Origin of the sequence: Enterocloster sp. OA13 (assembly GCF_022440595.1) — a bacterium.
GTDB classification, from domain to species: Bacteria; Bacillota; Clostridia; order Lachnospirales; family Lachnospiraceae; genus Enterocloster; species Enterocloster hominis.
In genome coordinates, this window is the sequence record NZ_JAKNTF010000001.1 from 6,122,396 (window position 1) to 6,138,377 (window position 15,982).

The window sequence follows — 15,982 nt, forward strand, 5'->3', positions numbered from 1 at the left end:
GTAATGGTAGATGGTACGTAAAGGAGGAAAGGAAGAATGAAAGAATTTCAGGCGATTCTTACGGCCTTTGATGACTGGCTTTGGGGCAACTGGCTGCTGTTCGTGCTTCTGGGTGTCGGTATTTTGTATACAGTCATTACAGGGGGAATCCAGGTACGGCGTTTTGGATACATAATCAGGAAGACCGTGTGGGAGCCAATCCGTTCCAAGAATAAGGAATCCAAAGAGTCTGGAACCATTTCTTCCTTTCAGGCCCTGTGTACCGCGGTGGCGTCCTGTGTGGGAAGCGGCAATATCGTGGGTGTATCCACTGCCGTGCTGGCCGGAGGCATGGGTGCCATATTCTGGATGTGGGTTGCTGCCTTCGTGGGCATGGCAACCAAGTACGGGGAGATTATCCTGGGCATGCTGTACCGGGAAAAGAACGAAGAGGGCAACTATGTGGGCGGCCCCATGTATTATATAAAGAAGGGGCTGCACACTCCCTGGCTGGCCACGCTCTGCGCCTTTTTCATGGTGACCCAGATTATAGGAGGTAACTTCATCCAGTCCAATACCATAAGCGGAGTGATGAAGGAAAACTTCGGCGTTCCTTATCTGACGACCGGTATTGTGCTTGTCCTTCTTATCTTCGTCATAACCCTGGGCGGACTTAAGCGGCTGGCCCATGTGGCCCAGACCCTGGTTCCGTCCATGGCCCTGATATATGTGGTGGGCGGTCTTGTGATCATCCTTGCCAACATTACCAAGGTGCCGGGGGTATTTGCAGACATTTTTGCAGGAGCATTCGGCCTGAGGGCCATGGCGGGGGGCGCCATGGGCTCCATGCTGATTGCAATGCAGAAAGGGGTGGCCCGCGGCCTCTATTCCAATGAAGCAGGTGAAGGCTCGGCTCCTGTCATCCACTCAGCCGCACAGGTGAACCACCCAGTTGAGCAGGGAATCACAGGCGTGGCCGAAGTATTTCTGGATACATTTGTCATCTGCACCATTACAGGATTGATTTTAGGGGTGACCGGGGTGCTGGATTCCGGGGCGCCGGGGAATGTGCTGGCAATCAATGCATTTGCAAGCGTGTGGGAACCGCTGCGGTATGTGGTGGCCCTCTGCCTGCTGCTTTTCTCTTCCACAACCCTGATGAGCCAGTGGTACTTTGGCTTTGTGGGCCTGAATTATATATTCGGGAGCAAGGTGGCGGGAAAGTTTAAATACGTTTTCCCGTGCTTCTGTATTGTTGGGGCATTGGCGGAAATCGAGCTGGTATGGGTAATCCAGGATATTGCCCTGGGACTGCTTACGATTCCAAACCTGATTGCCATGGTGGTGCTTGCGCCGCAGGTGAGGAAGGCTACGAAGGAGTATTTTACAAAAATAAATGTTTAGCGGATGCGTTCCGTTCGGGAGGACGTATCCACGAAGGGGCCGGGGCAGGCGGTAAATCAGATGCCCCGGTCTTTTCCGTCTGATTGAATTGTAATTTATCACCTGGGTTTTAGGACTTGATATCAGGGCTTATTTTACCCTTGATTATTCCGCGGATATTATGTATAATATGACCACAGATGATTTCATTCCGACATCTGCCTGTGCAGTGGCACAGAGACGGGGATTCTTTCTGAAACCCGTGATTTCCCATTAACAGCATCAGAATAAGGACGCCGTACATTGACAATTTCATAGGATTTGCAGTCTGTTATCCTTACAGGTTGATATAGTACCGGGAGGGATGGTCATGACAGGGAAAAGAAGAGCTAAAAGAAGGGTTAAAAGGCAGGACTGGAAAGCGGTACGGCTGCTGACAGCGCTGCTGGTTATTTTGACATGGATGATACAGTTGGACAGCAGGATGGACTTTGTATACGCCCAGACACAGATGCCGGACAAAGATCCGGTTCTGGAAGGAGACATGCTTTATATCACAAGGAAAATGGAAGCCGGGCCGGAAGCAGCAGGCGCCGGGATGAAGGCGGGACAGGCAGCAGGTGCTAAAGCCGGGACAGCGGCGGGCCAGACAGCAGATGCCCAGACAGCGGCGGGCCAGATAGCAGATGCCCAGGCAGCAGATACCCAGACAGCAGATGCCCAGGCAGTCCCGGATATTCCACCTGAGTCTTATTGGGACAGGAATGGACGCGAATATGTGCTGGATCACTATGAGGTGAAGGAGATTCCTGGCCATATGGTGGGCAGGGAGTTGGAAAAGCAGGTGGTTTATTCAGATGTAGAAGGCGCGGAGGGACTTCCGGAATCCATTTCCGTCACGGAGGAAGTGTCGGGGATACCGGCAGAAGGGGAATTGTATATACGGGACAGCCGGATTGTAAGGGAGGAATGGCGGGACGGTTTCCAGGCGCCGGTACTGTTTCATTCCTATGGCGCGGATGAATACCAGACAGGCTCCCTGGTCATAAGCGGTGAGGATGTGCTGGCTTCGGCAGTGGAGTCGCAGGAAGGCATTCTGGAGGTCATGGGCCTTTCGCCGCAGCAATACCGCATCCATTCCATGGCATGGGACGGTGAGGCGTTTGAGGATGAAGATGGGCAGCTGTGCCGCAGGGCAATGGCTGAGGGGCAGAAGCTGGTACGTGATTATGAGATTACATATGAGGGGGAGGTGGCGTATATGGAGCCGGTATCTTATGAGATGGAGATGGCCTACCGTCCGGTGCTGCCCTCCCGGGTATGGCTGGATGAGGAAGGGACGGATACCGTGGCGGGGGAGGTGGCGCAGGAACCTTCAACCACAGGGGAGGGAGGTCCGTTGTGGTACTGGGTCCGCAGCGGTTTTGTGATTACGGTGGGCGCAGGGCTTATTGGTATCTGTGCAGGAGTCCTGGCCCTGGCAGTATCCTGGCTCAGGCAGAGAAAGAAGGAGCAGGACCGGAAATATCTTCCGGACAACATAAGCGGTTGAGGCCCAGGGCAGACATGTGTTATACTTTAGGGAGTGAATAAATGAAAAGGAGAACAGATATGACAAATCCGGTATATGAAAAATTAATGAACTGCTATGCCAGTGTAAAGGACAGGCTTCCTTTCAGGCCCAAGGCAGCCCTTATTCTGGGTTCCGGCCTGGGTGATTATGCGGACCAGGCCGAGGTGGAAGGCGTGATTGATTATCATGATATAGAAGGTTTTCCGGTATCAACGGTAGCCGGACACAAGGGGAGGTTTGTATTTGCACATATTAATGGCGTGCCGGTGGTCATGATGCAGGGCCGTGTCCATTATTATGAGGGGTATCCCATGACGGATGTGGTGCTTCCGGTCAGGCTCATGAAGCTGATGGGAGCGGAAATCCTGTTCCTGACCAATGCCGCGGGCGGGGTCAATCATGACTATGCAGCAGGGGACTTCATGCTGATCAGGGACCAGATCGCCTGCTTTGTACCGTCTCCGCTGATTGGGCAGAACCTGGATGAGCTGGGGCCGAGATTTGCTGATATGAGCCAGATATATGATAACAAGCTGTGCGATGTAATCAGGACAGCCGCCAGGGAGCTGGATATCCGGATTCAGGAGGGAGTCTATGTACAGCTGACAGGACCTGCCTATGAAACGCCCCAGGAGGTAAGGATGTGCAGGATCCTGGGCGGTGATGCAGTGGGCATGAGCACTGCCTGCGAAGCCGTGGCGGCCAACCATATGGGGATGAGGGTATGCGGGATATCCTGTATTACCAACCTGGCATGCGGCATGACGGACACGCCCCTTTCCCACGAAGAGGTTCAGGAAACCTCAGACAGGGTGGCTCCCCTGTTTAAGAAATTAGTGTCAGAATCCATTGGAAGAATGGGAATTCTCTAATATTTTAGGAAAAATTAAAGAAAAAGACATAGTAAAATAGTGTTTTTCGTAGTAATATGTATCGTGAGCGCGGCGGGGGCATTAAGCGGCTGCGCCTCAAAGAAAACGCATCATGTGTCAGCAACAGAAAAGAGGAGATTCATTATGAAAAAACACTATTTAGCAATCGCTGTCCTGGCTATGGCCCTTGGTATGACAGCGTGTTCATCAAAGACAAGTGAGACAACAGCAGATACCACCGCAGCTACCACGGCGGTTGAGACAACAGCAGAAACCGATGCATCCGCTGAGGATGAGGAGGAAGACTACTACTATGGTTTTGTCGGGGAAGTGAATGACAAGGTCATAACCGTTGCGGATGACGAAGGCAAGGAAGTCAGGTTTGACGTGTCAGCGGCCAAGGTAGAGGGAGCAGATGCCATTGGAACAGGTGACGAGGTAGAGGTGGCTTACAGCGGCCAGCTGTCAGAAGACGTTACAAAGGCAAAATCAGTGGATATCATTACCTCCGCTGCTGCAGAAGCAGCTGCAGAGGCTGCCGCGGAGATTGACGAGACTATAAGCGGCACCATTGAGAAGGCAGATGACAAGACCCTGACATTGAAGACAGAAGATGGTACATATACCTTCAACACCATCATTGCCCAGAAGGTGACCAAAGATGGTATCAAGGCCGGTGCAGAGGCTGATGTGACATTCTACGGAGATTTAGAGGATGAGGAAGATAAGCCGGTTGCGACTAAGATTGTGACAGAGGATGCCATGGATACGCCGGAGGCAAAGGTGAACGCCCTTACAGGCAAGGTGGTTGAGGTTAAGACAAATTATGTGGTATTAGAGACTGCAGACCCCGATAATACCCTGTTTACCTTTGTTGGCACGGATGGTATGTTTGATAAGCTGAAGGTTGGCGATACGGCCACGGTTGCCTACGAAGGAACCTTGACTGACAAGTCCATTATGGCTACTGGCCTGAAGTAGGTTAAAAAGGCTTTATGATGATTGAAAATGCTGCCCTGGGAATTTTTTCCGGGACAGCATTTTTTAATCAAAAAAATTAGCACTCACCCCTTGACAGTGCTAACAACATGTGTTATAGTACGACTAGAACAAAGAAAACCGCAGCACAATTCCGATATCCATCCGCGCAGAGGACAGCAGAAAGTGATTTCTGATTACCTGTTGGTTCTGGGGACGGGGATACGAAGAAAGGGGAATGGGCGATGAATATTAATAAATTCACACAAAAATCAATGGAAGCAGTCCAGAACTGTGAGAAGCTGGCATATGAATATGGAAACCAGCAGATAGACCAGCAGCATCTGCTCTACAGCCTCCTGACCCTGGATGACAGCCTGATTCTGAAGCTGATTACCAAGATGGGGATTCAGGGCGACATGTTTACCAATGAGGCCAAGCAGGCAGTGGAACGTCTTACCAAGGTAAGCGGAGGCGGCCAGCTGTATATCAGCAATGACCTGAATAAGGTACTGATTAACGGCGAGGATGAGGCAAAGGCCATGGGCGATGAATATGTGTCCGTGGAGCATCTGTTCCTGGCCCTGCTGAAACATCCGAATAAGGAAATCAAGGAGCTGATGAAGCTCTATAATATAACCAGGGAGACATTTTTACAGGCCCTTTCAACAGTAAGGGGCAACCAGAGGGTGGTTTCGGATAACCCGGAAGCAACGTATGATACCCTTCAGAAGTATGGGTATGACCTGGTGGAACGGGCCAGGGACCAGAAGCTGGATCCTGTCATCGGCCGCGACAGCGAGATAAGGAACGTGGTACGTATCCTGTCCCGTAAGACTAAGAACAACCCGGTATTAATCGGTGAACCCGGCGTGGGCAAGACCGCTGTGGTGGAGGGCCTGGCCCAGCGTATTGTGGGCGGCGACGTGCCGGACGGCCTTAAGGATAAGAAACTGTTTGCCCTTGATATGGGCGCCCTGGTGGCCGGTGCCAAGTACAGGGGCGAGTTTGAGGAACGTCTGAAGGCAGTGCTGGAGGAAGTGAAGAAGAGCGACGGACAGATCATCCTGTTCATTGATGAACTCCATACCATTGTAGGAGCCGGCAAGACAGAAGGCTCCATGGATGCAGGCAATATGCTAAAGCCCATGCTGGCCAGGGGCGAGCTGCACTGCATCGGAGCCACCACCCTCAATGAATACAGGCAGTATATTGAAAAGGATGCTGCCCTGGAACGCCGGTTCCAGCCGGTGCTGGTGGATGAACCTACGGTGGAGGATACCATTTCCATCCTTAGGGGGCTTAAGGAGCGCTATGAAGTATTCCATGGCGTTAAGATAACAGACTCAGCGCTGGTCAGCGCGGCAACCTTGTCGGACCGTTATATATCCGACCGCTTCCTGCCGGATAAGGCCATTGACCTTGTGGATGAGGCCTGTGCCATGATTAAGACAGAGCTGGACACCATGCCCGCTGAACTGGATGAGATGTCCAGGAAGATCATGCAGATGGAGATTGAGGAAGCTGCCCTTAAGAAAGAGACGGACCGTTTGAGCCAGGACCGTCTGGCTGATCTGCAGAAGGAGCTGGCTGAACTGCACGATGATTTTGCAGCAAGGAAGGCGCAGTGGGAGAATGAGAAGGCCAGCGTGGACCGTCTCAGCAGCCTGAGGGAAGAGATTGAGGCGGTTAACCGGGACATCCAGGACGCCAAGCAGCGCTATGACCTTAACAAGGCCGCGGAACTGCAGTACGGCAGGCTGCCCCAGCTTCAGAAGGAACTGGAAGCAGAGGAGGAGCGGGTTAAGAACGAGGACCTGAGCCTTGTGCATGAAAGCGTGACCGAGGACGAGATTGCCAAGATTGTCTCCAGATGGACCGGGGTCCCGGTGTCCAAACTGACGGAAAGCGAGAGAAGCAAGACCCTGCACATGGATGAGGTCCTTCATGAGCGTGTGGTCGGCCAGGATGAAGGCGTGGAAAAGGTGACGGAATCCATCATCCGTTCCAAGGCCGGAATCAAAGACCCATCAAAGCCAATCGGCTCCTTCCTGTTCTTAGGACCCACCGGTGTTGGTAAGACGGAACTGGCAAAGGCGCTGGCAGAGGCATTGTTTGATGATGAATCCAACATGGTGCGTATCGATATGAGTGAGTACATGGAGAAGCACTCCGTGGCACGTCTGATTGGTGCGCCTCCTGGATATGTGGGATATGATGAGGGCGGACAGCTGACAGAGGCAGTGCGGCGCAAGCCATACAGCGTGGTACTGTTTGACGAGGTGGAGAAAGCCCACCCGGATGTATTCAACGTACTGCTCCAGGTCCTGGATGACGGACGTATCACGGATTCCCAGGGCAGGACCGTGGACTTTAAGAACACAATCATCATCCTGACCTCCAATATAGGGTCCCAGTACCTGCTGGAAGGGATTGACGGCAGCGGGCAGATCCGTCCGGAGGCAGAGACAGCGGTGATGAATGACCTGCGGGTACATTTCCGTCCTGAGTTCCTTAACAGGCTGGATGAGGTCATCCTCTTTAAACCGCTGACCAAAGACAATATCAGCCGGATTGTGGACCTTTGTGTGGCTGATCTGAATAAGCGTCTTTCCGACAGGGAGCTTTCCATCGAACTGACTGACAGCGCCAAGTCATTTATCACGGAGAGGGGATATGACCCGGTGTACGGCGCCCGTCCTCTCAAACGGTATCTTCAGAAACATGTGGAGACCCTTGCGGCCAAGCTTATACTTGGCGACGGCGTGAGGGAAGGCAATACCATCGTGATTGATGTGGCTGAGGATGGAAGCAGGTTGATTGCATATGTGGAATGATCCTTACCCCCGCCGCCTTTTGGGCAGCGGGGGTATATTTTTGGTATAAAGTCAGAATATTTCTAATAATGAAATTTAATTCGGAAAATATTGAAACGCAGGTGAAAAAAACGAGAAAATACCCTAAATTAATGTTGAAAACGTTACTTGCAGGTGATATAATCGTTTCGGCTGAGAAAAATTACAGTTTAGTTACAGGGAATTTAATAGATTAAAAAGGCAGGTAAGAAATGTGAATACCCTTCCCAAAGATCCTAATATTTTATTAAGTTATGTAAATACACAGCTCCGTGACAACTATAATTCTCTGGAAGAGATGTGCCAGGCGCTGGATACGGATCAATCGAATATCATATCTGTGTTGTCAGGCATTGGTTACCGCTATGAGCCGGCTCAGAATTGTTTCCGTTAATCAATTATATATCGGGTAAGAAGCCGGCTTTGTCTGATGGGTTCAGATGAAGCCGGTTTTGCTTCATTGGCATATGGATAAGGGAGGGTTTCTCATGCCGCGTTACAGATATAAGGCAAAGGACATGGAAGGAAATGTTTATAAAGGTGTCATGGAGACAGCGGATGAACGTATTCTTCTTAGGGACCTGCGCGATAAGAATCTTTATTGCTATGAATGCCGCAGCCTGGATTCAGGCATGGCCCTGCGTCCGGCCAAGATAAAACATAAGCTTCTTCCTCCGCTCTGCAGACAGCTGTCAGCCATGCTGGCGGCGGGCGTACCGCTGTCCCATGCCCTGGCGGTCAGCTATGAATCCGCACAGGATGGTCCGCTCAGGGATAACCTGATGAGGCTGAGGGAAAGCATACATAAAGGGAGTACTTTGTTTGAGGCCATGGAGGAGATGCCGGGTGTATTTCCCAACCTTCTGGTCTATATGATACAGACTGGCGAGTCCAGCGGGAAACTGGACGTAATGCTGGGAACAATGGCTGAGTATTATGACCGTGAAGAGGAAATGAATGGTAAGGTACGCGCGGCCATGACATATCCGGTCATTCTGTTGGGCGTTACAATCATGTCATCGGTTTTCATGCTGACCACGGTCCTGCCCCAGTTTGCGTCCATGATGAAGGAACAGGAACTCCCTCTGCTGACACGTGTACTGATGAGCGCAAGCCTTGGCCTGAGAAATCACGGGATGCTGTGTCTGTTACTGCTATTGGTTTTAATTGCCCTGTCCATGGGAGTTCTTATGATTCCTCGGGTCCGGTTAAAAGCTGACCGGGCTGTCCTCTGTATCCCAATAATCGGAACATTATTAAAAACAGTTGAGACATCGCGTTTCGCATCTACCTTTGCAGTGCTTTATGGAAGTGGCGTAGGGATACTGGAAGCCATTCATGCCACGGGACGGGTCATGGGCAATACCTATGTGGAGCAATGCCTGGAACAGGCGGCAGATGGCTTAAAACGAGGGGAAATGCTCTCACAGGTCTTGGCGGGACTGGATATATTCCATCCGGTGCTCATCTCCATGGTGGTGGCTGGTGAGGAATCAGGCGCCCTTGACAAGGTGCTTGGCGATGCAGGCGGTTATTACCAAAGGGAAGCAGGCAGGGCGCTGGGCCAGATGGTCGCACTTCTGGAGCCTGCCATGATCCTTTTGATGGCATTGATAGTGGGCTCCATTGTCATGGCAGTCATGATACCTGTTTTTCGTATGTACTCGTCCATGCTGTAAGAGGAAACAAATGCCGTTGGGGACGGCGGAACGGAGAACCAGGATGAAACATTACATATGTGTGGAAGAACACGGGATTACATATATATGCGGGACATATAAGGCACCCGGACGTGCAGGCGGCCGGGGAACGATTGTCGTACAGGAGGCGCAAAGCGATTCTTCCGGCAGGAGTCCTGAAGGGGTATTGGCAGAATGGGCAGCCCAGTACGGACTGGAGGGAAAGAGGATCGTACTGGTTATGGGGCGCAGGCTCTCCTTCCTGTACACAAAGCTCCCAAAGGCTGGAAAGCGGGCGCTCAGACGCATGGCTTATAATGAACTGATGGCCAGCAAAAGATGCGGTGCGGACTGTCTGTCAGCAGTGGATATCCAGAAGATTTCCGGAGAACCGCATATTGGCGCCACGGTATATTATATGGAAAGGGGACAACTGGAACCATATGTCAAAGCCATGGAGCGGGCAGGTATGATATATGGCGGAACCCTTCTGATGCCGGACTGCACGGCTGTGGCCAGCCGGATGATGTGCAGGCGCCGTTCCAGCCTTATCATCGATGTGGAAAAGGAGGGAATTGGGCTGTATGCGGTTGCCGGAGGACATTGCCTGTCATGGGTAAGCAGTCCGCTGAAAGCCGGATATTTCTGCGGGAAGGGCGCTAAGGAGGTTCTGTATGATGAAATCGCGGAACAGGCGGCCCGTATACGCCAACAGCTGGAAGATGACAAAAGAATGTTCAGTCCGGAGTACGCAGTACTGGTGGGAAACTGCTTTTCCGACATGGAAGATGCGGCGGCATGTCTGAAGGAGCGTCTGGACATGCCCTGTGAAGGTGCGGCGGTGAGCGTATCCGGGAAGGATGTGGCGGTGACGCCCGGCGCATTGGCTGCGGTTGCTGCCGGAAGCCTGTCTGGTAAAAGCCTGTTTGGTAAAAGCCTGTCTGGTAAAAGCCTGTTTGGCGGAAGCCTGTCAGGCGTAAGCTTGTCAGGGGTAAGTCTGTCGGGCAAGGGCCCCGTAAGGCTTTCCTCTGGGCCGGACGGTGAGGACAGCGGGATGCTTTCCGGGATATATGGGATTGTATCAGGAAGAAACATGTTGTTTTTGCTTGCCAACCTTATATTGGCAGCAGGAATATCCGGGTATGTGGGATTTCAGCGCGCCCAGGTTACAGGGGAGTTGAAACGGCTCCGGTCAGTCATGTCAGATGCTGGTTTCAGGGAACAATATCGGGCGTCCTGTAAACTGGAAAATGAGGTTTCGGCAATGGCTGCACGGATGGCTGCGGAGGAATCCTTAAGGAGCGCTTCGTCCGGCTTCCTGGACAGGACTGACTTTGAGGCATTTGCGTCAGCCATGGAAGCTGATATGGATGTGGAGGCCGTTGTCTATGAAAAGGAGCCGGGAACCATGGAAATGACCATATCCCAAAATAGTCCTGAACAGGTTCCGGGCCTTGTGGAGCGGATCAGGGATTCAGGGGTATTCCATTCTGTCAGCCACAGTAACTGGGAGCAGGAAGAGGACAATGGCACGGTGCGCATCCATACATCAGTCCGCGCAGTCCTCAAAGAGGGAGAACAGGATGAAAATAAGTAAAAGGGAACGCTTCCTCATCAGGCTTCTGATGTTCGTGTGCATATGGGCCCTGGCGTTCAGGTTTTTTATCATCCCCGAAAAGGGACGCCTGGCTGAAGCCAGGGAACGACTGAGGGAAGTTAAGGAAGAACAGGCAAAGGCCGAACTGTACCTGAAATATTACCCGGATTTAAGGGAGCGGCTTGAGGGGCTGAAGAAAGAAGATGACGGGGAGTTTTTCTACCGGGATATTGACGATGTGTTCATGGACCGGAACCTTCAGGAATTGGCAGGACGTGCCGGTGTGGGGATTGTGCGCCTGAGTATCGGAACACCTGAGCCGGTGGGGACGATGGAGGGGCACGGGGAAATGAAGACCAAAAGCCATGTATCAGGCGTGGGCACCCCGGTTTCCGGTGTTGTGGACAATATGGCAGGTGCGCGGGAAACGGACGGCGGGAAGGATACAGCTGGGAAGGATACAGCTGGGAAGGATACAGCTGGGAAGGATACAGCTGGGAAGGATACAGCTGGTATGGATACAACTGGTACGGGTACAACTGGTACGGATACAGGCGGAACGGATACAGGCGGGACGGAGGATACAGCCGAATCAGGGAAACAATATATGGCATCCACTGTTACGCTGGAAGTAAAATGCATGGATGTGGGGAATATCATGGAATTTGCGGACGGGATATACCGGAATGATAAAAGCCTTGTGATAACCTATATTGATTTGGCGGCATCGGAAGAAAGGGAAGAAAGCGGCATGGCCGGGAACGGCGGTTTAAGAGGGATTGTGGAGGTCAGGTATTATTATGAAAAGACAAAATAGGGGCAGGACATATATGGAAATCCATTCCCGCCAGGAGGGTTTTACCATGATTGAGGTAATCACGGCCACAGCCCTTCTGGCAGTAACTGTTTCCGGCTTCCTGATGATGTCCGGCGCCAATGCGGGACTTCTGGCAAAGGAACACAGGATGGGGAGAATGAATTACGAGCTTAGTTCCATGTCTGGGGCAGGGGCGGGAGAGGCAACCGGCAATACCCTGGTGGTGGAGTTTTACATGGAAAATGAATCAGCCTTCGGGGATTATGCAGCGGAAGAATCCTTTGATGAATTCAGGGTAAGCGCGGCACCGGAGGATTTTGATAGCTCCATGACATTTTACAGGCACAGATAAAGGGCGGTAAGAAAATTGACTGAAAGAAATATAAGGGATGGCTGTCAGGGATTTACGCTTTTAGAATTGGTGGCAGCCCTCTCGATCGCAGCCGTGATCGGGGTATTTGCAGCGGGCTTCCTGCATCCCCAGGCTAAGCTTTATTATGGCTTTGACAGACTGGCCAAGGCAGAGGGAATGTGCAGCCAGGCATATACCAAACTGGAGGAATTGCTGAGATACGGCTATGTGTATTACGTGGAACCCGGCCATCCGGAAACGCTGTCGTATTATGTGCGGGAACCGGGGATTTCCAGGCCTTCCTGCGAAGTAAACGGGATTACCTATGAGAAGCTGCCTCCAGTTTCTGATTGGCCCCATATATCCGCGGATGACCTGGAGGTGGATGCGTTTGACGGGATGACATTGGAACTTGATTTTGACGGAACGGAAACCGGGCAGGCCAGGGTGCTGATCCGTATCATGAAGGATGAGGAAACGGTTTATGAGCAGGAGGCGGTCATACACTCCATGTATGATTACCAGGTTGAGGAGGGGGAGACGGCATGGTCGGCAATAGGAGAGGATGGTCGGGAAGACGCGGTGAACAGGGCAGCAGCCTTATATATGTGATTCTTTCCATTACCCTGCTGTCCGTGTTTTCCTGCGGTTATATGGCGGTTTCCAGATACCAGATGAAGTCTGCCCTGACAGGAAAATCGTATATGGAGGCGCAGATAACGGCCAAGACCATACACAGCACCTTCTGCGGGGCGGTTGCCAGCGGGAAATCGGAAGCAGCCAACAGTATCTGGCGGTGTTTTGAGGAGGATTGCCAGATGGTCCGCGAAGAATATGATGAAATGATGGACGATGAAGAGGCAGGGGAAGACGGGGAAGAAGGGGAAGAAGAAATCCCTGTGGAGGCCATGGAAGGGGACGGGACAGGATACGGCTTCAATGGTTATGTCAGGGATACAGAGCCGAAAAGCCGGTGGGAACGGTATCTTCATCATGCCCTGGGAGACAAGGAATATGTGATGAAGGGTTGCCAGTCCCTGCCGGATGACAGCCTTGCAGTGGATATTACATTAACGGTAAAGCCGCTGGACGGAAAGGCCAATGTACATACGGAAGTGGTCTGTAATGGATATACATTTTCCCTGGGCGCGGATATTGTGTTTGATAATAGCGACGGCGCCGTCATGACCATTGGGCAGGACATATCCGGGAACTCCGGAGAGGATGTGAAACTCTATCTCAACGGGAATGGGGTCTGCCGGTATTACGAGGATTAGGCCATGTCCTTACGGGAATCAGGCCATGTCCTATGAAAGGAACAGGCCCATGTACCAGACCATGATTTCCCTGTACCACAGTCCGAAGGCAATAAGGGACAGGGCAAAGAACGGAGCCATTGGAATCCTGGTCCTGCCGTTTACCCGTCCCCTTATTAAGGGGATAAGACACCAGAGTCCGGCCAGGATGTAGGCTGCAAGGAGGGCCGCCATTCCTGCTCCCACGCCCAGAAGCAGGCCGCTGGAGGCCATGAGCTTTGCATCGCCCAGACCGATGCCGCCCTTTGTGAGCACACGCAGGAGCGCCAGGAAACCGCCGCATATGACTGCGCCGGCAATCCGGCCTGCCAGGCCGGGACGGGGAGCAATCATCAGGGAACCTGCCGCCAGAACCAGGATGGAAAGGCTGATGCCATCCGGGATGTACATATGCCGGGCATCAATTAAGGCGCCCACAGTAAGCAGTGAGCCAAAGAGACACATGATGACGGCTTCTGCTCCCGGACCCTTGGCCTGACAGCACAGGAAGAACAGCAGGGCGGTGCCTGCTTCCACCAAAGGATACTGGATGGATATGCGTTCCCCGCAGGACCGGCATTTCCCTCCCAGGAACAGGAAGGACAGGATGGGTACCATGTCCAGCGGATTGAGCTGCCGTTTGCAGGCCGGGCAGTGTGAACGCCCTGTGACAAAGTTTTCGCCCTCAGGTATCCGCAGGATGCAGACATTCAGGAAGCTTCCGGTTACAGCGCCAAACATTCCATATAATATTGGGTAGAAAAAATCCATGACAGTCCCCCGATAATGTAGATTATCCCGGATACAATATGATCCCGGATTGCGGTTCATTTCAGTCAGTATACCATTTCAGAGAGAAGGAGACAACCAGTGCCATATAAAATGAACATAGAAGAATTGCTGGTAGAGCACAGATACCTGACAAGGAGCCAGTTGGAACGGGCCATGTACTTTAAGGAACAGGAACCGGGGAAAACTGCTGAGCAGATCCTTATGGACCTGGGCTATGTGACCGAGGACGCTGTTATGGAATGCGCTGCAACCCGGGACAATCTGCAGGTGACGGACCTGGATTCCTATAAAATCGATTTGAAGGCAGCGGACATGGTTTCCCCTGCATTTGCAGGGCATAACCGGATCATACCCATTGATTTTGAGGAAGGCAGGCTGGTGGTGGCTGCTTCCTATCCCATTGATATGGATGTCATTGATGAGACTGCAACCCTTACCGGCATGGAGGTCAAAGTGGTCCTTGGGACATCCGCGGCAGTGGGACGCGCCATTGACAGGACCTATGAAAATACCGCAGGCGGGAATACCGGGCTCATGAACCCTGCTTCCGGCACGCCCGGGGCAGGTATCATGGATACCCGTAACCGTCAGATGGAACTGGTCCTTAAGGAACGGGTGGAAGGCGCTCCCGTGGTGCGCATGGTCAATGCCATTATTGAGAATGCCTATAACAGAAATGCCAGCGACATCCATGTGGAGCCGGGAAATCATGAACTTGTGATACGGATGAGAATCAACGGGGATTTGATTGTCCATACTACTTTGGAGATGGAGTACCACCGCCCCATGATAACCAGGCTGAAGCTGATGGCTGGCATGGATATTGCGGAAAAGAGGCTGCCTCAGGACGGCAAGTACCATTATGAACGGGCAGATGTGTCCACGGACCTGAGGATTTCCACCCTGCCCTCTGTTTTCGGGGAGAAGGTTGTTTTGAGGCTGTTGGGCAATGACCGGGATAATTCACTGATGGATGTGAGCCGCCTTGGGATGACGGAGATACAGCGCGGGATATTTGAGCGGATCCTCAAGGTCCCTCATGGAATCGTGCTGGTGACCGGGCCAACGGGAAGCGGCAAGACAACAACCCTGTACGCTGTGCTCAGCCGCATCATTAAAAAGAAAATCAACGTGGTTACCGTGGAGGACCCGGTGGAGAAGGTGATTGAGGGGATGACCCAGGTACAGGTCAATCCAAAGTCAGGCCTGACCTTTGCCACTGCCCTCCGCTCCATACTGAGACAGGACCCGGATGTAATCATGGTCGGCGAGATGAGGGACGAGGAAACCGTATCCATCGGTGTAAGGGCCGCCATAACCGGGCATCTGGTGTTTTCCACCCTTCACACCAATGACTGCGCTTCCACCATAAACAGGCTGCGCAACATGGGCGTGGCGCCCTATATGGTGGCAGCGGCATTATCCGGGATTGTGGCACAGCGGCTGGTGAAGGTGCTGTGTCCATTGTGCCGCAGGGAATATGAACCGGATGAGAGGGAGCGCGGCCTGCTGGAGGGACTGGGCGCCGGAAAAGTGGATAAGCTGTGGAAGGCTTCGGGCTGCCCCTGCTGTAATGGGACCGGATACAGCCGGAGGAAAGCAGTTTATGAGCTGATGGAGGTGGACGAGGAGGTGAAGTTCATGATAATGGATAATGTGCTGCCAAAGGAAATCAGGACGTACCAGAAGAAAAGAGGATTCAGGTCCCTGAAGGAGAATGTGGTACAGATGGCAATCCAGGGTGAAACCAGCATGGAAGAGGCTGAAAAAATAATTTATTCCGCGGAATAATACTGATATACTACAAAAG

General features: G+C 52.3%; 14 protein-coding genes. 13 read left to right on the top strand and 1 reads right to left on the bottom strand.

What is annotated here, in order from left to right; translation table 11 throughout:
- Positions 1 to 36 precede the first annotated feature (36 nt).
- From MCJ35_RS27315 to MCJ35_RS27370, 12 genes are all read left to right on the top strand, one after another.
- Positions 37 to 1,383, top strand: a complete 1,347-nt coding sequence (locus tag MCJ35_RS27315; protein WP_025484284.1) for an alanine/glycine:cation symporter family protein — start codon at positions 37 to 39, stop codon at positions 1,381 to 1,383.
- A gap of 349 nt (positions 1,384 to 1,732) precedes the next feature.
- Positions 1,733 to 2,914 carry a hypothetical protein gene (locus MCJ35_RS27320; protein ID WP_025484283.1) on the top strand — a complete coding sequence of 394 codons (1,182 nt, stop codon included), beginning with the start codon at positions 1,733 to 1,735 and terminating at the stop codon, positions 2,912 to 2,914.
- A 59-nt stretch (positions 2,915 to 2,973) separates the two neighbouring features.
- Positions 2,974 to 3,807, top strand: a complete 834-nt coding sequence (locus MCJ35_RS27325; RefSeq protein WP_025484281.1) for a purine-nucleoside phosphorylase — start codon at positions 2,974 to 2,976, stop codon at positions 3,805 to 3,807.
- Between the two features lie 144 nt (positions 3,808 to 3,951).
- Positions 3,952 to 4,788, top strand: coding sequence for a hypothetical protein (locus MCJ35_RS27330; protein WP_008724006.1), 837 nt, complete (start codon positions 3,952 to 3,954; stop codon positions 4,786 to 4,788).
- Positions 4,789 to 5,030: 242 nt separating this feature from the next.
- Positions 5,031 to 7,622: an ATP-dependent chaperone ClpB gene (gene clpB / locus MCJ35_RS27335; protein WP_008724039.1), complete on the top strand. Its 2,592-nt coding sequence runs from the start codon at positions 5,031 to 5,033 to the stop codon at positions 7,620 to 7,622.
- Positions 7,623 to 7,854: 232 nt separating this feature from the next.
- On the top strand, positions 7,855 to 8,034 hold the full coding sequence (locus MCJ35_RS27340) for a DUF4250 domain-containing protein (RefSeq protein ID WP_008724044.1): 180 nt from the start codon (positions 7,855 to 7,857) through the stop codon (positions 8,032 to 8,034).
- Positions 8,035 to 8,128: 94 nt separating this feature from the next.
- Positions 8,129 to 9,319: a type II secretion system F family protein gene (locus MCJ35_RS27345; protein WP_025484279.1), complete on the top strand. Its 1,191-nt coding sequence runs from the start codon at positions 8,129 to 8,131 to the stop codon at positions 9,317 to 9,319.
- A gap of 43 nt (positions 9,320 to 9,362) precedes the next feature.
- On the top strand, positions 9,363 to 10,916 hold the full coding sequence (locus tag MCJ35_RS27350) for a hypothetical protein (RefSeq protein ID WP_155858438.1): 1,554 nt from the start codon (positions 9,363 to 9,365) through the stop codon (positions 10,914 to 10,916).
- Entirely contained in the window at positions 10,903 to 11,733 is an 831-nt protein-coding gene (locus MCJ35_RS27355) for a hypothetical protein (protein ID WP_240299719.1), read from the top strand. Before MCJ35_RS27350 ends, MCJ35_RS27355 begins: the two co-directional genes overlap by 14 nt.
- Positions 11,717 to 12,085 carry a type IV pilus modification PilV family protein gene (locus MCJ35_RS27360; RefSeq protein ID WP_025484274.1) on the top strand — a complete coding sequence of 123 codons (369 nt, stop codon included), beginning with the start codon at positions 11,717 to 11,719 and terminating at the stop codon, positions 12,083 to 12,085. Before MCJ35_RS27355 ends, MCJ35_RS27360 begins: the two co-directional genes overlap by 17 nt.
- 15 nt (positions 12,086 to 12,100) lie before the next feature.
- Positions 12,101 to 12,697: a PulJ/GspJ family protein gene (locus MCJ35_RS27365; RefSeq protein WP_025484273.1), complete on the top strand. Its 597-nt coding sequence runs from the start codon at positions 12,101 to 12,103 to the stop codon at positions 12,695 to 12,697.
- Positions 12,631 to 13,362 carry a hypothetical protein gene (locus tag MCJ35_RS27370; protein WP_025484272.1) on the top strand — a complete coding sequence of 244 codons (732 nt, stop codon included), beginning with the start codon at positions 12,631 to 12,633 and terminating at the stop codon, positions 13,360 to 13,362. Before MCJ35_RS27365 ends, MCJ35_RS27370 begins: the two co-directional genes overlap by 67 nt.
- A 30-nt stretch (positions 13,363 to 13,392) precedes the next feature.
- On the opposite strand, the gene MCJ35_RS27375 is transcribed toward MCJ35_RS27370, so the two are convergent.
- On the bottom strand, positions 13,393 to 14,151 hold the full coding sequence (locus MCJ35_RS27375; protein ID WP_025484271.1) for a prepilin peptidase: 759 nt from the start codon (positions 14,149 to 14,151) through the stop codon (positions 13,393 to 13,395).
- A gap of 99 nt (positions 14,152 to 14,250) precedes the next feature.
- On the opposite strand from MCJ35_RS27375, the gene MCJ35_RS27380 reads away from it, so the two are divergent.
- Positions 14,251 to 15,963: a GspE/PulE family protein gene (locus MCJ35_RS27380; protein ID WP_025484269.1), complete on the top strand. Its 1,713-nt coding sequence runs from the start codon at positions 14,251 to 14,253 to the stop codon at positions 15,961 to 15,963.
- The last annotated feature ends 19 nt before the right edge of the window (positions 15,964 to 15,982 follow it).